At 64.1% G+C, this 21389-nt stretch carries 20 protein-coding genes; 11 read left to right on the forward strand and 9 right to left on the reverse strand.

Annotation, left to right across the window (positions count from 1 at the left end; genetic code table 11):
* The first annotated feature begins 2 nt into the window (after positions 1–2).
* The 9 genes from mrdA to CAG00_RS04395 all read left to right on the forward strand — a co-directional run bounded on the left by mrdA (position 3) and on the right by CAG00_RS04395 (position 9622).
* The gene (mrdA, locus tag CAG00_RS04355) at positions 3–1892 is read left to right on the forward strand and encodes a penicillin-binding protein 2 (protein WP_025340768.1); all 1890 of its coding nucleotides are present in this window, start codon (positions 3–5) and stop codon (positions 1890–1892) included.
* 38 nt (positions 1893–1930) lie between these two features.
* Complete coding sequence (rodA, locus tag CAG00_RS04360) at positions 1931–3034, forward strand: rod shape-determining protein RodA (RefSeq protein ID WP_015271941.1); 1104 nt, start codon at positions 1931–1933, stop codon at positions 3032–3034.
* A gap of 17 nt (positions 3035–3051) precedes the next feature.
* A complete protein-coding gene (gene mltB / locus CAG00_RS04365; RefSeq protein ID WP_085663631.1) occupies positions 3052–4062 on the forward strand; it encodes a lytic murein transglycosylase B in 1011 nt (336 codons plus the stop codon).
* Positions 4062–5063, forward strand: coding sequence for a septal ring lytic transglycosylase RlpA family protein (locus CAG00_RS04370; protein ID WP_046613225.1), 1002 nt, complete (start codon positions 4062–4064; stop codon positions 5061–5063). The genes mltB and CAG00_RS04370 overlap by 1 nt, the downstream gene beginning before the upstream one ends.
* Positions 5064–5420: 357 nt before the next feature.
* The gene (locus tag CAG00_RS04375) at positions 5421–6581 is read left to right on the forward strand and encodes a D-alanyl-D-alanine carboxypeptidase family protein (protein WP_025340765.1); all 1161 of its coding nucleotides are present in this window, start codon (positions 5421–5423) and stop codon (positions 6579–6581) included.
* A gap of 73 nt (positions 6582–6654) precedes the next feature.
* Entirely contained in the window at positions 6655–6930 is a 276-nt protein-coding gene (locus CAG00_RS04380; RefSeq protein WP_003249736.1) for a DUF493 domain-containing protein, read from the forward strand.
* Positions 6930–7577 carry a lipoyl(octanoyl) transferase LipB gene (lipB, locus tag CAG00_RS04385; RefSeq protein WP_085663573.1) on the forward strand — a complete coding sequence of 216 codons (648 nt, stop codon included), beginning with the start codon at positions 6930–6932 and terminating at the stop codon, positions 7575–7577. Before CAG00_RS04380 ends, lipB begins: the two co-directional genes overlap by 1 nt.
* Before the next feature lie 2 nt (positions 7578–7579).
* On the forward strand, positions 7580–8596 hold the full coding sequence (gene lipA, locus CAG00_RS04390) for a lipoyl synthase (protein WP_003257574.1): 1017 nt from the start codon (positions 7580–7582) through the stop codon (positions 8594–8596).
* Between the two features lie 87 nt (positions 8597–8683).
* Complete coding sequence (locus tag CAG00_RS04395; protein ID WP_085663574.1) at positions 8684–9622, forward strand: LD-carboxypeptidase; 939 nt, start codon at positions 8684–8686, stop codon at positions 9620–9622.
* Between the two features lie 134 nt (positions 9623–9756).
* Here the strand turns inward: CAG00_RS04395 and CAG00_RS04400 are convergent, their stop codons facing one another.
* The 5 genes from CAG00_RS04400 to leuS all read right to left on the reverse strand — a co-directional run bounded on the left by CAG00_RS04400 (position 9757) and on the right by leuS (position 15849).
* A complete protein-coding gene (locus CAG00_RS04400; RefSeq protein WP_085663575.1) occupies positions 9757–11073 on the reverse strand; it encodes a lytic murein transglycosylase in 1317 nt (438 codons plus the stop codon).
* 60 nt (positions 11074–11133) lie between these two features.
* Positions 11134–11298: an alternative ribosome rescue factor ArfA gene (gene arfA / locus CAG00_RS04405; RefSeq protein WP_003257578.1), complete on the reverse strand. Its 165-nt coding sequence runs from the start codon at positions 11296–11298 to the stop codon at positions 11134–11136.
* 201 nt (positions 11299–11499) lie between these two features.
* Positions 11500–12537 carry a DNA polymerase III subunit delta gene (holA, locus tag CAG00_RS04410; protein WP_085663576.1) on the reverse strand — a complete coding sequence of 346 codons (1038 nt, stop codon included), beginning with the start codon at positions 12535–12537 and terminating at the stop codon, positions 11500–11502.
* Positions 12538–12576: 39 nt separating this feature from the next.
* Complete coding sequence (lptE, locus tag CAG00_RS04415; protein ID WP_085663577.1) at positions 12577–13182, reverse strand: LPS assembly lipoprotein LptE; 606 nt, start codon at positions 13180–13182, stop codon at positions 12577–12579.
* 60 nt (positions 13183–13242) lie between these two features.
* On the reverse strand, positions 13243–15849 hold the full coding sequence (leuS, locus tag CAG00_RS04420) for a leucine--tRNA ligase (RefSeq protein WP_085663578.1): 2607 nt from the start codon (positions 15847–15849) through the stop codon (positions 13243–13245).
* Between the two features lie 227 nt (positions 15850–16076).
* Between leuS and CAG00_RS04425 the strand changes: the two genes are divergently transcribed.
* Both CAG00_RS04425 and CAG00_RS04430 read left to right on the forward strand, forming a co-directional pair.
* Complete coding sequence (locus CAG00_RS04425) at positions 16077–16391, forward strand: hypothetical protein (protein WP_003257582.1); 315 nt, start codon at positions 16077–16079, stop codon at positions 16389–16391.
* Between the two features lie 135 nt (positions 16392–16526).
* Complete coding sequence (locus tag CAG00_RS04430; protein WP_085663579.1) at positions 16527–17288, forward strand: YdcF family protein; 762 nt, start codon at positions 16527–16529, stop codon at positions 17286–17288.
* A 155-nt stretch (positions 17289–17443) separates the two neighbouring features.
* On the opposite strand, the gene lnt is transcribed toward CAG00_RS04430, so the two are convergent.
* The 4 genes from lnt to CAG00_RS04450 are packed head-to-tail and all read right to left on the reverse strand — an operon-like array spanning position 17444 to position 21299.
* Positions 17444–18961: an apolipoprotein N-acyltransferase gene (gene lnt, locus CAG00_RS04435; RefSeq protein ID WP_013974344.1), complete on the reverse strand. Its 1518-nt coding sequence runs from the start codon at positions 18959–18961 to the stop codon at positions 17444–17446.
* A gap of 8 nt (positions 18962–18969) precedes the next feature.
* Positions 18970–19809 (reverse strand): HlyC/CorC family transporter, encoded by an 840-nt coding sequence (locus CAG00_RS04440; protein ID WP_003257584.1) that lies wholly within the window; start codon positions 19807–19809, stop codon positions 18970–18972.
* A gap of 25 nt (positions 19810–19834) precedes the next feature.
* On the reverse strand, positions 19835–20308 hold the full coding sequence (gene ybeY, locus CAG00_RS04445; protein ID WP_085663580.1) for an rRNA maturation RNase YbeY: 474 nt from the start codon (positions 20306–20308) through the stop codon (positions 19835–19837).
* On the reverse strand, positions 20301–21299 hold the full coding sequence (locus CAG00_RS04450) for a PhoH family protein (protein WP_013974342.1): 999 nt from the start codon (positions 21297–21299) through the stop codon (positions 20301–20303). The genes ybeY and CAG00_RS04450 overlap by 8 nt, the downstream gene beginning before the upstream one ends.
* Positions 21300–21389: the final 90 nt, after the last annotated feature.

Here is a 21389-nt window from a genome sequence, read left to right on the forward strand (position 1 = left end):
CGATGTCGCAGCCGATCCGTCTCAAGGACCACGAGAAAGACGCCCGCCTGGTGCGCAACCGCGTCGTGGTCGGCGCAGTGGCGATCATGCTGCTCATTTGCGTGCTGATCGCGCGGCTGTACTACCTGCAGGTCATCCAGCACGACTATCACTCGACGCTGTCGGAGAACAACCGGGTGCATGTGCAGCCGATCCCGCCGACCCGCGGGCTGATCTTCGACCGCAACGGGGTGATCGTCGCCGACAACCGGCCCAGCTTCAGCCTTTCGATGACCCGCGAACGTGCGGGTAACTGGCAGGAAGTGCTGGATACCATCGTCGAAGTGCTGGAACTGACGCCCGACGACCGCGCCCTGTTCGAGAAGCGCATGCGCCAGGGCCGCCGGCCGTTCGAGCCGGTGCCGATCCTGTTCGAACTCAACGAAGAGCAGATCGCCCGCGTGGCGGTGAACCAGTTCCGCCTGCCGGGCGTGGAAGTGGTGGCCCAATTGGTGCGCCATTACCCGCAGGGCGCACACTTCGCCCATTCGGTGGGGTATGTGGGGCGGATCAACGAGAAAGAGCTGAAAACCCTCGACCCGGTGAACTACAGCGGCACCCACCACATCGGCAAGACCGGCATCGAACGCTTCTACGAAGCCGACCTGCATGGCCAGGTGGGCTACGAGGAAGTCGAGACCAACGCCCGTGGCCGTGTGCTGCGGGTGCTCAAGCGTACCGACCCGAAACCGGGCAAGGACATCGTGCTGAGCCTGGACATCAAGCTGCAGGAGGCCGCCGAGGCCGCCCTGGGTGGCCGGCGTGGCGCGGTGGTGGCGCTCGACCCGCGTACCGGCGAGGTGCTGGCGATGGTCAGCCAGCCCAGCTTCGACCCCAACCTGTTCGTCACCGGCATCGGCTTCAAGGCCTATGCCGAACTGCGCGACTCGATCGACCGACCGCTGTTCAACCGCGTGCTGCGCGGCCTGTACCCGCCAGGTTCGACCATCAAGCCGGCGGTGGCCATCGCCGGCCTGGACAGCGGCGTGGTCAATGCCGGCAGCCGGGTGTTCGACCCGGGCTACTACCAGCTGCCCAACTATGACCACAAATACCGTAACTGGAACCGCTCGGGCGATGGCTGGGTCGACCTGGACACCGCGATCATGCGCTCCAACGACACCTACTTCTACGACCTTGCCCACAAGATGGGCATCGATCGGCTGTCCAGCTACATGAACAAGTTCGGCATCGGCCAGCGGGTTTCCCTCGACATGTTCGAGGAGTCTGCCGGGTTGATGCCGTCGCGCGAATGGAAGCGCGCCACTCGCCGCCAGGCCTGGTTCCCCGGCGAAACCCTGATCCTCGGCATCGGCCAGGGCTACATGCAGACCACGCCGCTGCAACTGGCCCAGGCCACTGCGCTGATCGCCAACAAGGGCGTGTGGAACCGCCCGCACCTGGCCAAGACCATCGAAGGCCAGCCGCCGGTAGACGACAACCCCATGGAAAACATCGTGCTGCGTGACAAGTCCGACTGGGCCAAGGTCACCCATGGCATGGAGCAGGTGATGCACAACGCCCGCGGTACCGCACGCAAGGCGGCCATCGGCTCGCAGTACCGCATTGCCGGCAAGAGCGGTACCGCCCAGGTGGTGGCGATCAAGCAGGGCGAGAAGTACGACCGCAACAAGCTCCAGGAGCGCCACCGCGACCACGCCCTGTTCGTCGCCTTCGCCCCGGCCGAGGACCCGAAGATCGTGGTTTCGGTGATGGTCGAGAACGGTGAGTCCGGCTCGGGCGTCGCCGCCCCGGTGGTGCGTCAGGTGATGGACGCCTGGCTGCTTGACGAAAACGGCCGGCTCAAGCCCGAGTTCGCGCCTGCCACCGTTACCCAGGAATCAGCCCTGTGATGAACAATTTCGATCGCATGCTCTCCAGCGAGGATGTGATGCGTCGGCGCGCCAGCTTTCTGCAGCGCATCCACGTCGACGGCCCTTTGCTGATCATTCTGCTGACCCTCGCGGCCGGCAGCCTGTTTGTCCTGTACTCGGCCAGTGGCAAGAACTGGGACCTGCTGCTCAAGCAGGCCACCTCGTTCGGCATCGGCCTGGTGTCGATGTTCATCATCGCCCAGCTGGAGCCGCGCTTCATGGCCCGTTGGGTGCCGCTGGCCTACCTGGCCGGGGTGCTGTTGCTGGTGGTGGTGGACGTGATGGGCCACAACGCCATGGGCGCCACGCGCTGGATCAACATCCCCGGGGTGATCCGCTTCCAGCCCTCGGAGTTCATGAAGATCATCATGCCGGCGACCATCGCCTGGTACCTGTCCAAGCGCACGTTGCCGCCGCATCTGAAGCATGTGGCGATCAGCCTGGTGCTGATCGGTGTGCCGTTCATCCTGATCGTGCGCCAGCCCGACCTGGGCACGGCGCTGCTAATCCTCGCCTCCGGGGCTTTCGTGCTGTTCATGGGCGGCCTGCGCTGGCGCTGGATCCTCAGCGTGCTGGCGGCTGCGGTGCCAGTGGCGGTGGCGATGTGGTTCTTCGTCATGCACGACTACCAGAAGCAGCGGGTACTGACCTTCCTCGACCCGGAAAGCGACCCGTTGGGCACTGGCTGGAACATCATCCAGTCGAAGGCGGCGATCGGCTCGGGCGGTGTGTTCGGCAAGGGCTGGCTGCTCGGCACCCAGTCGCACCTGGACTTCCTGCCGGAAAGCCACACCGACTTCATCATTGCCGTGCTCGGCGAGGAATTCGGCCTGGTCGGCATCTGCCTGCTGCTGATCGTCTACCTGCTGCTGATCGGCCGTGGCCTGATGATCACCGCCCAGGCGCAGACCCTGTTCGGCAAGCTGCTGGCGGGCAGCCTGACCATGACCTTCTTTGTATACGTGTTCGTCAATATCGGTATGGTCAGCGGCCTTCTGCCCGTGGTGGGCGTGCCGCTGCCCTTCATCAGCTATGGCGGAACTTCGTTGGTGACGCTGCTGTCAGCGTTTGGCGTTCTGATGTCGATCCACACGCACCGCAAATGGATCGCTCAGGTTTGAATAAGGTGAAGAATTTCATGCAAGCAGTGCGTAACTGGGCTGCCCGTTGTGCGCCGTGGATCGGCGCGGTGGGCCTGTTCGGCGCTGTACAGCTGGCCCATGCCGGCGATTACCAAGGCTCGCCCCAGGTGGCCCAGTTCGTTGGCGAAATGAGCCGCGACCATGGCTTTGCCCCTGAGCAGCTGATGGGTGTGTTCAGTGAGGTGCAGCGCAAACAGTCGATCCTCGACGCCATTTCGCGCCCGGCCGAACGGGTAAAGCCGTGGAAGGAATACCGGCCGATGTTCATCACCGACGCGCGCATCGCCCGCGGTGTGGACTTCTGGCGCCAGCACGAGGCGGTGCTGGCCCGTGCCGAGCAGGAATACGGCGTACCGGCGCAGTACATCGTCGCCATCATCGGCGTGGAAACCTTCTTTGGCCGCAACACCGGCAACTACCGGGTGATCGATGCCTTGTCGACACTGGGCTTCGACTACCCGCCACGGGCCGAATTCTTCCGCAAGGAGCTGCGCGAGTTCCTGCTGCTGGCCCGTGAGGAGCAGCTCGACCCGCTGACGCTCAAGGGCTCTTACGCCGGCGCCATGGGCCTGCCGCAGTTCATGCCGAGCAGCTTCCGCAACTTCGCGGTGGACTTCGACGGCGACGGCCACATCAATATCTGGAACAACCCGGACGATGCCATCGGCAGCGTGGCCAGCTACTTCAAGCGCCACGGCTGGGTGGCCGGCGAAGGTGTGGTCAGCCGCGCCTGGGTGGACGGTGGGCGCGCCGACGAAGGCCTGACTACCGGCATCGAACCGGTAAAAACCGTTGGGGAGTTGCGCACGCTTGGCTGGTCGGTCCATGATTCGCTGCGCGATGATCTGCCGGTTACCGCCTTCCGTCTCGAGGGCGACAATGGCCCCGAGTACTGGATGGGCCTGAAGAACTTCTACGCGATCACTCGCTACAACCGCAGCGTGATGTATGCCATGGCGGTGCATCAGCTATCGGAACAGCTGGTTCAAGCACGGGGCGTCAAGTAATGCGCGCAATCTTCTCTGGCAACTCTTTCAAGCTGCTCACCTGCCTTGCCGTCGGCGTGGTGCTGGCCAGCTGTTCGTCCAACCGCCCGTCCCAGCAAAGCAGTGGCAACGTGGTGCGCACCCAGCCGGGCCTGGACATCAACCGGGCGCACAAGGACGGCGCGCCGTGGTGGGATGTGGATGTGAACAAGATCCCCGACGCCACGCCAACCGTGCACACCGGCAACTACAAGGCCAACCCGTACACGGTGCTGGGCAAGACCTACTACCCGATGCAGGACTCGCGCAACTATCGCGCGGAGGGCACCGCGTCGTGGTACGGCACCAAGTTCCACGGCCAGAACACCGCCAACGGCGAGCTGTATGACCTGTACGGCATGAGCGCGGCGCACAAGACCCTGCCGCTGCCGGCCTACGTGCGGGTGACCAACCTGGCCAACGGCCGCAGCGTGATCCTGCGGGTGAACGACCGTGGGCCGTTCTATTCGGACCGCATCATCGACCTGTCCTATGCCGCGGCGAAAAAGCTCGGTTATGCCGAGATCGGTACCGCGCACGTGCGCGTCGAAGGCATCGACCCGCAGCAATGGTGGGCCCAGCGTGGCCAGACGCCGCCGATGGTGCTGAAAGAGCCGCAGGTGGCCCAGACCCAGGCAATCCCGGCCAGTACCGGGCGCGTCGAGCAATGGACCCCGCCGCCCCAGCAGCATGCGGCGCCGGTGGTGCCGGTGCAGGTGGCTGGCAACAACGTGCCGGCCGGCAGTGGCGGCAGCTTCCTGCAGGTGGGCGCCTTCGCCAACCCGGACGCCGCCGAACTGCTGCGCTCCAAGCTCAGCAGCATGGTCAGCGCGCCAGTGTTCATCAGCTCGATCGTGCGCAACCAGCAGACCCTGCACCGCGTGCGCCTTGGGCCGATCAACAGCCAGGGCGAGATCCAGCAAGCGCAGGACAGCATCCGCCTGGCGAACCTTGGGCAGGCCAAGCTGGTCACAGCTGACTGACAGTGGAGCTCCAGCCTTGATGCGCTTTCTGTAGGAGCGGCCTTGTGTCGCGAGAGGGCCGCGCAGCGGCCCCAGGATTTCTGCATGAATGCAAAAGTGGCTGGGGCTGCTTTGCAGCCCGATCGCGACACAAGGCCGCTCCTACAATGACCGCGTTCCCATTCAAGGCAACCGTTAAACTGTCGGTTTTGTCATGAATTGCCGGGCGCGGGCATGTACAATGTCGGCTTTTGCTCGCAGCGACATAAAGCCGCACTTTGCGAGCCTGGCCTACGGCCACAAAAACTAGACTGACTGGCGCTGGGCACATGATCTTGCCCAGGGAACATCAGACCATTAGCGATTTTCGAGAGACGGATGAACATCACCAACCTTGCCAAACGACTTTGCCTGCCCGTACTGCTGATGATCACGCCTGCCGCCTTCGCGGCTGAGCAGATGACGCCGGCGCCACCGCAACTGGCAGCCAAGTCCTACGTACTCATGGATGCGTCCAGCGGCAACGTGCTGGTCGAGAACAACGGTGACGAGCGCCTGCCGCCAGCCAGCCTGACCAAGCTGATGACGGCCTACATCGCCACCCTGGACATCCGTCGCGGCCAGATCGGTGAAAACGACCCGGTTACCGTCAGCGAAAACGCCTGGCGTACCGGCGGTTCGCGCATGTTCATCAAGGTGGGCAGCCAGGTGACCGTCAGCGACCTGCTGCACGGCATCATCATCCAGTCCGGCAACGACGCCTCGGTCGCCCTGGCCGAGCACATCGCCGGCAGCGAAGACGCCTTCGCCGACATGATGAACAAGACCGCTGCCGACCTGGGCATGGGCAACAGCCACTTCATGAACCCGACCGGCCTGCCGCACCCGGAGCACTACTCGTCGGCCCACGACATGGCTACCCTGGCCCGTGCGATCATCAACGTCGACCCGGCCCACTACGCCATCTACTCGCAGAAAGAGTTCTTCTGGAACAACATCAAGCAGCCAAACCGCAACCTGCTGCTGTGGCGTGACAAGACCGTCGACGGCCTGAAGACCGGCCACACCGACGAAGCCGGCTACTGCATGGTGGCTTCGGCCGTTCGCGATGGCCAGCGCCTGATCGCCGTGGTGTTCGGCACCAACAGCGAGCAGTCGCGTGCTGCCGAGACCCAGAAGCTGCTGACCTACGGCTTCCGCTTCTTCGAAACCCAGACCTTCTACCAGAAGGGTACCGAGCTGACCAAGTCGCCGGTCTGGAAGGGCGCGACTGGCGAAGTGAAAGCCGGCCTGGCCAACGACCTGACCCTGACTATGCCTAAAGGCCAATTGAAGCGCCTTCAGGCTTCGATGACCATGAACCCGCAGCTCACCGCGCCAATCGCCAAAGGTGACGTGATCGGCAAAGTGGAAGTCAAACTGGACGAGAAAGTGGTTCACAGTGCCGACCTGATCGCCCTCGATGGCGTCGAGGAAGGTGGTTTCTTCCGCCGTATGTGGGATAGCATCCGTCTATTCTTCTACGGGTTGTTCAACTGATACGTGACCTGCATGCCCCCGCGTATCCTGCGGGGGCGTTGTTGTTGCCACGGCTTACGAGGCCGTTTCCGCCATGAGCGAACCAGACGTCAAGTCGCACAAGATCGAATTCCCCTGCGACGATTACCCGATCAAGGTCATCGGTGACACCGTTGTCGGCTTCAAGGACACGGTGATCGAGATCCTGAGCAAGCACGCCAAGGTCGACCTTTCCACCCTGGCCGAGCGCCAGAGCAAGGAAGGCAAGTACACCACCGTGCAATTGCACATCGTTGCCGAAAGCGAGAACCAGCTTCACGATATCAACAGCGCCCTGCGCGCTACCGGCATCGTGAAAATGGTGCTCTGATGTCCGCCTGCCTCGGTTTTCGCGAGCTTGGCCTGCAGCCCTACGAACCGGTGCTGGAGGCCATGCGTCGCTTCACCGAGCAGCGCAGCACGGACAGCCAGGATGAAGTCTGGCTGGTCGAGCACCCCGCGGTCTTCACCCAGGGCCAGGCCGGCAAGGCCGAGCACCTGCTGGTGCCGGGCGACATCCCGGTGGTGCAGACCGATCGCGGTGGCCAGGTGACCTACCATGGCCCCGGGCAGCTGGTGGCCTACCTGCTGCTGGATGTGCGCCGGCTGGGCTTTGGCGTGCGTGAGCTGGTCAGCCGTATCGAGCAGACCCTCATCGACCTGCTCGCCAGTTACGATGTCCAGGCCGCGGCCAAGCCCGATGCCCCGGGCGTCTATGTCGACGGAGCGAAAATCGCCTCCCTCGGCCTGCGAATCCGCAACGGCCGTTCGTTCCACGGCCTTGCCCTGAACGTGGACATGGACCTCGCGCCATTCCGCCGAATCAACCCCTGCGGCTATGCGGGGCTGGCGATGACCCAGCTGCGCGACCTGGCAGGTCCGATCGAACTCGACGAGGTCAGGACAAGGCTGCGCGGACAGCTGGTCAAGCACCTCGACTACGCTGAGCAGACGACCCTCACGGGCGGAATCGACTGAATATGACAACTGTGCAAGAAGCCGTGCCGAACCTGATACCTACCCAGGATGCCACCCCGCGCCCAGCGCCGAAGAAGGTGGAAGCCGGGGTCAAGCTGCGTGGTGCCGAAAAGGTGGCGCGCATTCCGGTGAAGATCATCCCCACCGAAGAGCTGCCGAAGAAGCCCGACTGGATCCGCGTGCGTATCCCGGTGTCGCCCGAGGTAGACCGCATCAAGCAGTTGCTGCGCAAGCACAAGCTGCACAGCGTATGCGAGGAGGCATCCTGCCCGAACCTGGGCGAGTGCTTCTCCGGTGGTACCGCCACCTTCATGATCATGGGTGACATCTGCACCCGTCGTTGCCCGTTCTGCGACGTTGGCCACGGCCGGCCGAAACCGCTGGACCTGGACGAGCCGAAGAACCTGGCCATCGCCATCGCCGACCTGCGCCTGAAGTACGTGGTGATCACCTCGGTGGACCGCGACGACCTGCGTGACGGTGGTGCCCAGCACTTTGCCGACTGCATCCGCGAAATCCGTGCGCTGTCGCCGGGCGTACAGCTGGAAACCCTGGTGCCGGACTACCGTGGGCGCATGGATATTGCCCTGGAGATCACCGCGCAAGAGCCGCCGGATGTGTTCAACCACAACCTCGAGACCGTACCGCGCCTGTACAAGGCCGCACGCCCGGGTTCGGACTACGACTGGTCGCTGGACCTGCTGCAGAAGTTCAAGCAGCTGGTGCCGCACGTACCGACCAAGTCGGGCCTGATGCTCGGCCTGGGCGAAACCGACGAGGAAGTGATCGAAGTGATGCACCGCATGCGCGAGCATGACATCGACATGCTCACCCTCGGCCAGTACCTTCAGCCGTCGCGCAGCCACCTGCCGGTGCAGCGTTTCGTCCACCCGGACACCTTCGCCTGGTTCGCCGAGGAAGGTTACAAGATGGGCTTCAAGAACGTCGCTTCCGGCCCGCTGGTGCGTTCTTCGTACCACGCTGACCAGCAGGCTCACGAAGCCAAGATCAAGCTCTGAGCCAAGCACAGAGCCACGTATGCCGATGCGCGCCGAAGGGCCGCATCGGCATTTTTGTTTATGCCACACGCGCTGCAAGGAGCCGCGATGAATTGCGCCGAAACCTTCCAACCCAGCCTGCCCGCCGCGCTGCCGCGTGATGCCTGTTTTGCCATTGTCGCCCCGGCGGGCGCGGCGCGGCTGGATACGCACAAGGTCAACCAGTGGTTCGTTGATCGAGGCTACAGTTGCCGCATCTACCCGGGTGCCCTTCAGGCCCAGGGCTATCTGGCGGGGCCGGACCGGCAGCGGTTACAGGACCTGCATGATGCCTTTGCCGACCCGGCCATCGATGCCATTCTGTGCATGCGTGGGGGGTACGGCAGCATGCGCCTGCTCGACCAGCTCGATTTCGAACTGATCCGGCGCAACCCCAAGCCGCTGATCGGCTACAGCGACATCACCGCGCTGCACACGGCGATCTACCGGCATACCGGGCTGCTCACCTTCCATGGCGGGATGCTCAATGCCGACCTGCTGGGGGCCAAGTTGCCGCCAACCGAGACTTCGTTGCTGGCGCAGCTGGGTGGGCATGTGCGGGCAGGGGAGCAGATCGTGCACCCTGCTGACTTCGCCCTGAGCAGCGTGCTGCATGGGGTGGCCAGCGGGCCGCTGCTGGGCGGCAACCTGTCGATGCTGGGCGCGACGCTGGGGACGATTGCCGAGCTGGATACGCAGGGTTGCATCCTGTTCATCGAGGACGTCAACGAGCCGCTGTACCGGGTGGATCGCTTGCTGACCCAACTGCGCCTGGCGGGCAAGCTGGAGGGGGTGAAGGGTGTGCTGGTGGGGGACTTTGCCGGGATTACCACTGCGGCGTTGACGCCCCTGCTGGAGGACATCTTCGCGCCGCTGGGTGTGCCGGTGCTGGCCGGGTGGCGCAGTGGGCATTGTGACCCGAATGTGTGCTTGCCTTTGGGGGCTCGCGTAAGGCTGGACAGTATTCAGCAGACACTGGTGCTGGAGCAGGATCTTTTCCAGGCTTGAGATTGTCGGGGCTGCTTTGCAGCCCATCGCGACACAAGGCCGCTCCTACAGGAGACCGCGTTACCCCGATGGTTCGCGATCGCTTGTAGGAGCGGCCTTGTGTCGCGATGGGCCGCGCAGCGGCCCCAAAATGCTCACTGCTGACGCAGGCTCTCGAGCAGCTTGTGCGTCGGATACCCATCCGCCGGCCACCCCAGCCCCTGCTGGGCATTGCGGATCGCCTTGCGGGTATTGGCGCCAATGATGCCATCGGCATTGCCGGCTTCGTGCCCATTGCTGTTCAGCAGGTTCTGCAGCTCCATGCGCTCGCTGCGGCTGAGCGGCAGGTCTTCTTTCGGCCAGCTGCCGGCAATGAAGCCCCAGCCCGTGAAGCGATCACCCAGCAGGCTTACCGCCAGCGCGTAGGATGACGAGTTGTTGTACTTGAGGATGGCGCGGAAGTTGTCCAGCACCAGGAACGCCGGGCCACGCGCGCCCGCTGGCAGCAGCAGGGCGGCAGACAGCTGGTTGCTGCCCACTGGCAGCTGGGTACCGGCAGGCAGTTTCACGCCCATCGCCAGCCACTCGCTCACCGGCTTGCGCAGGGCGCCATCGGCCTGCCAGTAATCGAAGCCAGGCGGCACCTGGACCTCGAAGCCCCACGGCTGGCCACGTTTCCAGCCCGAGCTCTGCAGATAGTGCGCGGTCGAGGCCAGGGCGTCTGGCGTGCTGTTCCAGATGTCGCGTCGGCCATCGCCGTCGAAGTCCACGGCATGGGTGTTGTAGGTGGTCGGGATGAACTGGGTCTGGCCCATGGCACCGGCCCACGAACCACGCATGGCCTCAGGCTGGATGTCGCCGTGCTGAATGATCTGCAGCGCGGCGATCAGCTGGTCCTGGGCGAACTGCGGGCGTCGGCCCTCATAGGCCAGGGTAGCCAACGAGCGGATCACCGACTTGTTGCCCTGAAACTGGCCGAAGTTGCTTTCCATGCCCCATACCGCGACCAGCACCTGGCGATCGACACCATAGCTTTGCTCGATGCGGGTCAGCAGTTCGGCGTTCTGCTCCAGCAGCTTCTTGCCGTTGCGCACGCGCAGAGGCGACAGGGCGCCTTCGAGGTATTCCCATACGGGGCGGGTGAACTCCGGCTGGCTGCGATCGGCCTTGATCACGTCCATGTCGGGGGTGACGCCGAGGAAGGCGCGGTCGAACGTATCCTGCGAAATGCCGGCTTGCAGGGCTTGCTGGCGAAAGCCTGCTTGCCATTGCGCGAAGGTTTGCAGAGGCTGGATTTCAGTGCTGGTGTCGGGCGTCGTGCCGGGCAGGGTCACCACAGGGGTGGGCGGGGCGGGGGCCAGCGGCAAGGCATCTGCGGCGGTGGGCTTTTCTGCGCAGGCCACGAGCAGGATGAAACTGGAGGCCGCGATCAGCTGACGGGTTTTCCAGCGGGGGAGAAGACTGAGGAGCATTCACAGATCCAGAATTGCAGGTCAGGTGATGACCATACCATGCCTGCGCTTTCGATGCTTTCATGCAGCCAAAAAGTAGGAAGCCTCCCAATCTCTCGATTGGAAGGCTTCGCGGCGGTAGCTGCCTTTGCCCTTGTTCGGCTGTTCCTGGCGGCAGCGGAACAGCGGTTGGGCGATGATCGACTTGGCCTTGTTGGGGCCGTGCTTTTTCGGCTTTTTGCTCATGGCGGGGTTCCCGGGTTGGGTGGGTTTCGCGGCGCACTGTAGGGCTTGGGGCAGGGTGGGGCCAATTGATTGTGTTTATGGTCGAGATGCTGGGGCATTGCAGCCCTGTGGGAGCGGGCGTGCCCGCGAACACCGGCGAAGCCGGTGCCATCCACCGTGTCGCCTGATTCGCGGGCATGCCCGCTCCCACAGCGGCCCCAGTTACTCGGGAGGCAGTGCCAGGCGCTGGCCGGCCATCAGCAGCGACAAGCGCGCCAGGCCGGTCCACGGCGAGCCCTCGGCCTGGCCCTTGATCTGTGCATCGATACGCTGGGCATCTTGCAGCAACTGCGCCCAGCGCTGCGCCGACAGGCGCTGCAGGGCCTTGCTGACCAGTGGCCGGCGTTTGTCCCAGATCGGCGGGCGGGCCTGGCTGAAGGCCTTGTCCAGCGGTACACCTTGGCTGAACTGCTGGGCCAGCCCGGCCAGCTGGCGCAGCTCACGGGCCAGGGCCCAGAGAATCACTGGTGGCTCAACGCCTTCACCGCGCAAGCCTTCGAGCATGCGCAAGGCATGCGCGGCTTCGCCGTTGAGAATGGCATCGACCAGGCCGAAGACATCGAAGCGGGCGCTGTCGGCGACGGCGGCCTGCACGGTCTCCACGGTGATCTGGTTACCTTCGGCAAGCAGCTTGAGCTTTTCGATTTCCTGCGCTGCAGCCAGCAGGTTGCCTTCAACGCGTGCGGCGATCAGGTCGACGGCGTCACGCTGTGCCGACAGGCCGGCCTGCTGCAGGCGCTGGTTGATCCACTGCGGCAGCTGGTGCACATCCACCGGCCAGATCTGGATGAACTGGCAGTGGGCGCCTTCGATCAGCGCCTTGCCCCACTTGGTCTTCTGTGCACTGCCGTCGAGCTTGGGCAGGCTGACCAGCAGCAGGGTGTCTTCGGCAGGGTTGGCGCAGTATTCCATCAGCGCAGCAGCGCCCTTGTCACCGGGCTTGCCCGAGGGCAGGCGCAATTCCAGCAGGCGGCGCTGGGCGAACAGGGACAGGCTGGCGCCAGCCTGGAGCAGGGTGCCCCAGTCGAAATTGGCGTCGGCACTGAATACCTGGCGTTCGTCGAAGCCCTGCTGGCGCGCGGCGTTGCGGATGGCGTCGGCGGCTTCCTGGCACAGCAGCGGGTCGTCGCCGCTGACCACGTAGACCGGTGCCAGGGCGCCTTGCAGGTGCTTGTTGAGTTGGGCGGGGGCGAGCTTCATGGGAAACAGGCGGGGCACCCGAAGGCACCCCGCTCGGGCTTAGTTGCCCGGTACTTCCAGTGGCGACTGCTGAGGCGTTTCGGCCTGCTGGCGGCGAGCGGCCTCCAGCGCAGCGGCTTCGGCCTTGGCACGTTCGTCGGCTTGACGCTGCAGCTCGTCCAGCTGGGACGGGGTCAGCAACTGCAGGCGAACGACCATGGCGTTGACCAGGGCGCGACGCATTTCTTCGCGGGCGCGGACGGCTTCCTGCTCGGAGCCGGTGATGTTCGAGCCGTCACGCAAGTAGATCTTGCGCACTTCCAGCTTGTCGCTCATCAGCTCCAGGTTGTTCAGGCCCTGGATGCTGTAGTTCAGCACGGTGGTCAGCTCGTACTCGGCGGTACGGTTGCCACTGTTGTAGGTCGCCGAGCGCTCGCGCTCCTGCTCGTTGGTCAGCACCAGGCGGTACGGTGCGCCAGCGTGCACGTTGACACCGCTACGCTGCAGTACTTCACGCAGCTGGACCACGGTCGGGCCGTAGGCGTTGCGTGCGCTTACGTCCATTTCCTTCACGCTCAGTTCGGTAGAGCCGGTGCCGCGCAGCTGGAAACCGCAGGCGCTGAGCATGACCGCCAGGCCAATTACCAGCAAATTGCGTTTGATCATGTTGTTGCTCCCTTGTGGGCCTGTTCGCCCGCCCGCAGTGCCTGCGGGCGGGCGTTGCCATCAGTTGGCGACGATGTTGACCAGCTTGCCCGGAACCACGATGACCTTGCGGATGGTCAGGCCATCGATGAAGCGCAGGACGTTCTCGTTGCTGCGCGCCGCGGCTTCGATTTCTTCGCGGCTGGCGGCGGCCGGCATTTCGACCTGTCCACGCAGCTTGCCGTTGACCTGCACCACCAGGGTGACGGTGTCCTGTACCAAGGCTGCCTCGTCGACGGCTGGCCAGTTGGCGTCGATGACTGCTTGCTGGTGGCCCAGCTGTTGCCACAGCTCGTGGGAGATGTGCGGGGTGATCGGAGCCAGCAGCAGGGTAACGGCCTCGAGGCCTTCCTGCAGCAGGGCACGGTCCTGCTCAGTGGCCTGTGGGGCTTTTTCCAGCACGTTCATCACGGTCATCACCTGGGCGATGGCGGTGTTGAACTTGTGGAACTGGCCCACGTCGGTGCTGGCCTGCTTGATGGCGGCGTGGATGGCGCGGCGGATGACCTTTTGCGCGTCGTCCAGGGCGGCGACATCCAGCTTGCCCGGCAGGCCTTGGGCCACGTGGGCCTGGGCCAGGCGCCAGACGCGGCGCAGGAAGCGGCTGGCGCCTTCGACGCCGGAGTCGGACCATTCCAGGCTCATGTCGGGCGGCGAGGCGAACATCATGAACAGGCGGCAGGTGTCGGCGCCGTACTGGTCGATCATCGATTGCGGGTCGACGCCGTTGTTCTTCGACTTCGACATCTTCTCGGTGCCACCGATTTCCACCGGCAGGCCATCGGTCTTCAGGCGGGCGCCAATGATCTTGGCCTTGGCATCGCGCTCGACTTCGACATCGGCCGGGTTGAACCAGTCCTTGCCGCCGTTGCTGGCCACACGGTAGTAGGTTTCGGCGACCACCATGCCCTGGGTCAGCAGGTTCTTGAACGGCTCGTTCGAGGTGACCAGGCCTTCGTCACGCATCAGCTTGTGGAAGAAGCGCGCGTACAGCAGGTGCAGGATGGCGTGCTCGATACCGCCGATGTACTGGTCGACCGGCAGCCAGTGGTTGGCCGCTTTCGGGTCGACCATGCCACCTTCGTAGTTCGGCGAGGCGTAGCGGGCGAAGTACCAGGACGACTCGACGAAGGTGTCCATGGTGTCGGTTTCGCGCTTGGCCGCGGTGCCGCATTTCGGGCAGCTGCACTCGTAGAATTCAGGCATGCGCGCCAGTGGCGAACCGGCACCGTCCGGCACCACGTTCTCCGGCAGGGTGACCGGCAGCTGGTCTTCCGGCACCGGTACGTCGCCGCAGGACGGGCAGTGGATGATCGGGATCGGGCAGCCCCAGTAGCGCTGGCGGCTGATACCCCAGTCACGCAGGCGGAACTGGGTACGCGATTTGCCCAGCTCCTTGCGGATCAGGGCGGCTTCGATGGCGTCGAAGGCACCGGCGAAGTCCAGGCCGTCGAATTCGCCGGAGTTGATCAGCTGGCCGTGCTCGCCATAGGCGGCCAGCCACTCGTTGCCGACTTCATCGCCAGCGCTGGTGCGCACCACCGCCTTGACCGGCAGGTTGTACTTGTGGGCGAACTCGAAGTCGCGCTCGTCGTGGGCCGGCACGGCCATGACGGCGCCATCGCCGTAGTGCATCAGCACGTAGTTGGCGACCCATACCGGCAGCTTCTCGCCGGTCAGCGGGTGCTCGACCAGCAGGGAAGTGGCCATGCCCTTCTTCTCCTGGGTGGCCATGTCGGCTTCGGCAACGCTGCCGCTCTTGCACTCGTCGATGAACGCCTGCAGCGCCGGGTTGCCCTGGGCGGCCTGGGTGGCCAGCGGGTGTTCGGCGGCGACGGCGACGTAGGTGGCGCCCATCAACGTGTCGGGACGGGTGGTGAAGACCTTGAGGGTGCCTTCGTGGCCGATGCTGGCCAGGTCGAACGGGAACTGCACTTCCATGCCGCGCGACTTGCCGATCCAGTTGCGCTGCATGGTCTTGACCTGCTCAGGCCAGCCCGGCAGCTCGTCCAGGCTTTCCAGCAGCTCGTCTGCGTAGTCGGTGATGCGGAAATAGTACATCGGGATTTCGCGCTTCTCGATCAGCGCGCCCGAACGCCAGCCACGGCCGTCGATGACCTGCTCGTTGGCCAGTACGGTCTGGTCCGCCGGGTCCCAGTTCACGGTACCGTTCTTGCGGTAGATGATGCCTTTCTCGAACAGGCGGGTGAACAGCCACTGCTCCCAACGGTAGTAGTCGGGCTTGCAGGTGGTGACTTCACGTGCCCAGTCGATGGCCAGGCCCAGGCTCTTGAGCTGGGTCTTCATGTAGTCGATGTTTTCGTACGTCCACTTGGCCGGGGCGACGTTGTTCTTCATCGCCGCGTTTTCCGCGGGCATACCGAATGCGTCCCAGCCCATCGGCTGCAGGACGTTCTTGCCCAGCATGCGCTGGTAGCGGGCAATCACGTCACCGATGGTGTAGTTGCGCACGTGGCCCATGTGTAGCTTGCCGCTCGGGTACGGGAACATCGACAGGCAGTAGTAGGTGTCCTTGCCTGGCTGTTCGGTAACAGCGAACGATTGTTGCTCGTCCCAGAACTTCTGGGCGGCGGCTTCGATATCACGGGGCGTGTATTGTTCGTGCATGGCTACTTTTTGCTGAGAGGGAAGAGACCTTGTTCCAGGCAGCGGAACCTCGCTGCGTCCGGCACTCCGGTGTCGTTTAGAGTGAACGCCGTAGCATACAGCAGCGCCGCGCATCGTGGGAAACCTTCGTTGCGAATGCCCGCTGGTCGCGGCACACGGCTGCTTTTTTCAACGACGCTAAGCTCAGGTGTGGGGGGAGATATTCTTATCTTCAATGAGGTGAACGGATGGGAGAGACGCAGCTACCCGCAATCAGACCGGAGCTATACGAACGCCTGATCGACCGGCTTGGCCTGGCGCTGGAAGTGGCCAGGACCTCGGTGCGATTGCGCGACGAAATGCCAGCCGAGCTGGAGTTGCGTGGCCTGAGCCACGCAGAGTTCGAACTGATCAAGGCCTACCTGGATTCCCTCCCGGAGCGCCACAATGCCTGTGTCGGCAGTTACCCACAAGCGGAGCCGACATCGGCCAAGATCATCTGGCTCAAGGACAAGAAACGCCCCGCCAGCACGGCGAGATCCAGGACGCTGCCACATCGCTAGCCGTTCAGGACGCCAGGCGCAGGCTATCGCGCGCCGGTTCTTAAATTTTGCACAGCTCACGATCGGCGCCGGCCGCACCCTTGTTGACCGGCGTCGATCCTTCTAGGCTGCACGCCTGCCAAGGAGGTGTGGCCAATGCCGATCCGATTCTTCGTCAAACAATGGCTGATGCCGCCAGGCGTCCTGTTCCTGCTGCTGCTTGTGGCGTGGTGGCTGCGTCGCCGCCGGCCCAGGCTGGCAGCGCTGTGCTTTGCCGTGGGCCTTGGTGGCCTGTGGCTGATGAGCCTGCCGCTGGTGGTGCAGGAAATCGCTCGTGTGCTCGAGACAGAAGCGCCACTGGCGGTAAGCGATTGGACAGGCCTGGCAAGCCGGGCAGATGCCATTGTGGTACTGGGCGCGGGGCGTGAGCGGGGTGACCCGGCCTGGGGTGGTGGCGACCAGCCCACAGCCACGGCGCTGGAGCGCATGCGCTTTGCCGCACGGCTGGCCAAGGCTTCTGGCTTGCCGGTGTTGACCAGTGGCGGGTTGCACTATGGCTCGCCGCCGAGCGAGGCGCAGTTGATGGCTGATCGCCTGCGTGAAGATTTCGGTGTCGAGGTGAAATGGCGAGAGGAGGGCAGCCGCACGACCTGGGAAAATGCCCGGCTGACGGCCAAGGTGCTGCAGCCGTTGGGGATTCGCCGGGTGGTCGTGGTGACCCAGGCCTGGCACATGCAGCGCTCGCGCTGGAGCTTCGAGCAGGCGGGGTTCGAGGTGGTGCCGGCGCCAGTCGGGTTCCTCGGGCGCGATCATGCGCGGCCGTTCGGCGGGTTGCTGCCGGAGAGCCGGGCGATGTGGCAGAGCGGGCAGTTGCTCAATGAAGTGGCGGGGCTGGTGGGGTATCGGCTGTTCTACTGATTTACCGGCTTACGTGATCCCTTGTAGGAGCGGCCTTGTGTCGCGATGGGCTGCATGGCAGCCCCAGATTTCAGCTTCTATGCCGGGAATGCCGGGGCCGCTTTGCGGCCCTATCGCGACACAAGGCCGCTCCTACAGCGATCTGTGTCACCTGGTTAGACAGTTTTGGCAATGCGCCCGGCCAGCAACGCCCAACCCAGCAGCAATGCACAGACTATCGCCAGCGGCCACGACCGCCATTGCAGGTACGGGGTCAGTTTCTGCATCGGCACCACTTCGCCATACAGCACCGCCTGCTGGAACTGCGGTACCTGCGTGGTAATGCGGCCAAACGGGTCGATCAGCGCGGTCACGCCGTTGTTGGTGGCGCGGATCATCCAGCGGCCGGCTTCCAGCGCGCGCATCTGCGCCATCTGCAGGTGCTGCAACGGGCCGATCGAGGTGCCGAACCAGGTGTCGTTGCTGATGGTCAGCAGCAGGTCGCTGCGGGCCGCCAGGCCAGCGGCGAATTCGGGGTAGACCACTTCGTAGCAGATGTAAGGCGCAATCTGGTAGCCCTTGGCCTGCAGCAGCGGCTGGTCTTCCGGCCCGCGGGCGAAGTCCGACATGGGCAGGTTGAAGAACTCGATCAGGCCGCGCAGCATGTCCTGCAGCGGCACATACTCGCCAAACGGCACCAGCTTCTGCTTGAGGTAGGTGCCATCGCCTTCACCGGTGACGGTGATGCCGTTGTAGTAGCGGCGCTGGTGATGCACCACTTCACGCACCGGCACGCCGGTAATCAGCGCCGAATGCCGCTCGGCGGCAAACCGGCCCATCACGTCGATATAGCCTTGGGCCTGGTCCTTGAGCACCGGGACCGCGGTTTCCGGCCACACCAGCAGGTCTACCGGCCTGGAGCTGAAGCTCAGGTCACGGTACAGCGCCAGTTGCGCATCGATGTGCGCCGGGTCCCATTTCAGGTCCTGCTCGACGTTGCCCTGGATGGCCGCCACTTTCAGTGGGTCGCCCGCCGGCTTGGTCCAGGCATGGCCCTTGAGCGCCAGGCCCAGCACCCACGGGGCCAGCAACAGCAGACAGCCCACCGCGAGGAACGAGGGGCGGGCGCGCAGGCGGTGCACGTTGCACAACAGGGCAGCGGTCAGGGCCAGTGCGAAGGAAATCAGCCACACGCCACCCAGCGGTGCCAGGCCGGCCAGCGGGCCGTCCAGCTGGCTGTAGCCGGCGTAGAGCCAGGGGAAGCCGGTCAGGAACCAGCCGCGGAAGGCCTCTTGCAGCAGCCACAGGGCGGCAAAGCACAAGGCGTCGGCCAGTGGTGCTTCGGTGCGGCGCAGCCAGCGTGCCCACAGCCAGGTGGGCAGGGCGAAGAACCAGGCCAGGGCGGCGAAGAAGGCCAGCAGCAGCAGGATCGCCAGCAGCGGCGAGGCGCCGCCGTAGGTGTTCATGCTGACGTAGATCCACCAGGTACCGGCACCGTACAGGCCGAAGCCGAACCACCAGCCGCGCCACATGGCCTGGCGCGGGCTGAGCTCGCGCAGGCCGAGGTAGAGCAGGGCGATGGACAATACGGCCAAGGGCCAGATGTCGAAAGGCGCCAGGGCCAGGAGGGTGGAGGCACCGGCCGCCAGGGCCAGCAGGTTACCGGGCCAGCCGGGGCGGGTGATCCAACGCATGTTTGTCCTTAACGGGTGATCGGTGTCAGGCGCAGCAAGTGTATCCGCCGGCTGTCGGCATTGAGAATACGGAACTTGTAAGGGCCGATCTCGGTGGTCTCGTTGCGCTTGGGCAGGTGACCGAAGGCGCTCATTACCAGGCCGCCGACAGTGTCGAACTCGTCATCGGAGAATTCGCTGTCGAAGAACTCGTTGAAGTTTTCGATCGGGGTAAGCGCCTTGACCAGGAAGTCACCGCTGGGCAGCGGTTTGATGTAGCTGTCTTCCTCGACGTCGTGCTCGTCCTCGATGTCGCCGACGATCTGCTCCAGCACGTCCTCGATGGTGACCAGGCCGGCCACGCCGCCGTACTCGTCGATGACGATGGCCATGTGGTTATGGTTGGCGCGGAACTCGCGCAGCAGCACGTTCAGGCGCTTGGACTCGGGCACGAAAGTGGCCGGGCGCAGCAGGTCCTTGATGTTGAAGCTGTCGCCATTCTCCTTGAGGATCAGCGGCAGCAGGTCCTTGGCGAGCAGGATCCCGAGCACATCGTCGTGGCTTTCGCCGATCACCGGGTAGCGCGAGTGCGCGGCGTCGATCACCGCCGGCAGGAACTCGCGGGGCGACTGGCTGGCCTTGATGCTGATCATCTGCGAACGCGGCACCATGATGTCGCGAACCTGCAGGTCGGCCACCTGGATGGCGCCTTCGACGATGGTCAGCGCTTCGCTGTCCAGCAGTTTGTTCTGATGGGCTTCGCGCAGCAGTTCAAGGAGTTGCTGGCGGTTTTTCGGCTCATGGGCAAAAGCCTGGGTCAGTTTACCCAGCCAGGACTTCTGCCCGTTGCTCGATCGATCTTCGCTCATGGCGGTTCTCGTGATCCTTCGTGTTTCAGTGTGTGATGGTGTCGGTTTCATCGTCGGCGTACGGGTCGGGATGACCCAGTTCTGCCAGCAATTCCCGTTCCAGGCCTTCCATTTCCTCGGCTTCCTCATCCTCGATGTGGTCGTAGCCGAGCAGGTGCAGGCAACCGTGTATGACCAGGTGTGCCCAGTGCGCTTCCAGCGACTTGCCTTGATCGGCGGCTTCGCGCTCGACCACTGGCACGCAGATCACCAGGTCGCCCAGCAACGGGATATCGAGCAGGTCGTCGGGGACGTCGGCCGGGAACGACAGCACATTGGTCGCGTAGTCCTTGTGCCGGTAGGTGTGGTTCAGCTCGCGGCCTTCGGCTTCGTCGACCAGGCGAATGGTCATTTCCGAATCGGCGCTGCGCTGGCGCAGGGCCAGTTCGCACCAGCGGCGAAAGGCGTTGTCATCCGGGGCGGCAGCATCCGTGGCCCGTTGAATATCGAGTTCAAGCATCTTTGCCGGGCGCCTCGGGCTTGGCCTGGCGGGCATCGAAGCGGTCGTAGGCCTCGACAATGCGCTGCACCAGTGGGTGACGAACCACATCTTTGGGTTGGAAGTGGGTGAAGCTGATACCCGGAACGTCCTTCAGCACCTCGATGACGTGTGCCAGACCTGACTTGGTGCCGCGGGGCAGGTCAACCTGGGTGATGTCACCGGTGATGACCGCGGTGGAGCCAAAGCCGATACGGGTAAGGAACATCTTCATCTGTTCCAGCGTGGTGTTCTGGCTCTCGTCGAGGATGATGAAGCTGTTGTTCAGGGTGCGGCCACGCATGTAGGCCAGCGGCGCGATCTCGATCACCTGGCGCTCGATCAGCTTGGCCACATGTTCGAAGCCGAGCATTTCGTACAGGGCGTCGTACAGCGGGCGCAGGTACGGGTCGATCTTCTGGGCCAGGTCGCCGGGCAGGAAGCCGAGCTTTTCGCCCGCCTCTACCGCAGGTCGCACCAGCAGGATCCGGCGCACCTGTTCGCGTTCCAGCGCGTCCACGGCGCAGGCCACGGCCAGGTAGGTCTTGCCGGTACCGGCCGGGCCGATGCCGAAGTTGATGTCGTTGGCCAGGATTTCCTTGACGTAGCGTTGCTGGTTAACCCCGCGCGGGCGGATGTTGCCCTTTCGCGTGCGCAGCGACACGCTGACCTCGTTGACGGCCGGGTTGTCGATGTTCTCGACGGTCGATTCCTGCAGGTACAGATGCACGGTTTCCGGCGACAGGTCGCTGGCCTTTGTCTCGCGGTAGAGACGGCGCAGCAGTTGTTCGGCAGCGGAGGTGGTCTTGGGTTCGCCGATCAGTTCGAACTGATTGCCGCGGTTGCGGATCTCGATGGCCAGGCGCTGTTCGATCAGGCGCAGGTGCTCGTCGAACTGGCCGCACAAGTTGGCGAAACGGTGGGCCTCGAAGGGTTCGAGGATGAAGCGATGGGGTTGTATGGGTGCGTTCAAGGTCGTTTTTAGCCGCTCGACGGCAATGGATGTGAACTCAAGAATAACCCTTGAATGGCAGTGGCGAAAGCACTGAAACGTTCAACGGTA

The organism is Pseudomonas sp. B5(2017) (assembly GCF_002112825.1).
GTDB classification, from domain to species: Bacteria; Pseudomonadota; Gammaproteobacteria; order Pseudomonadales; family Pseudomonadaceae; genus Aquipseudomonas; species Aquipseudomonas putida_Z.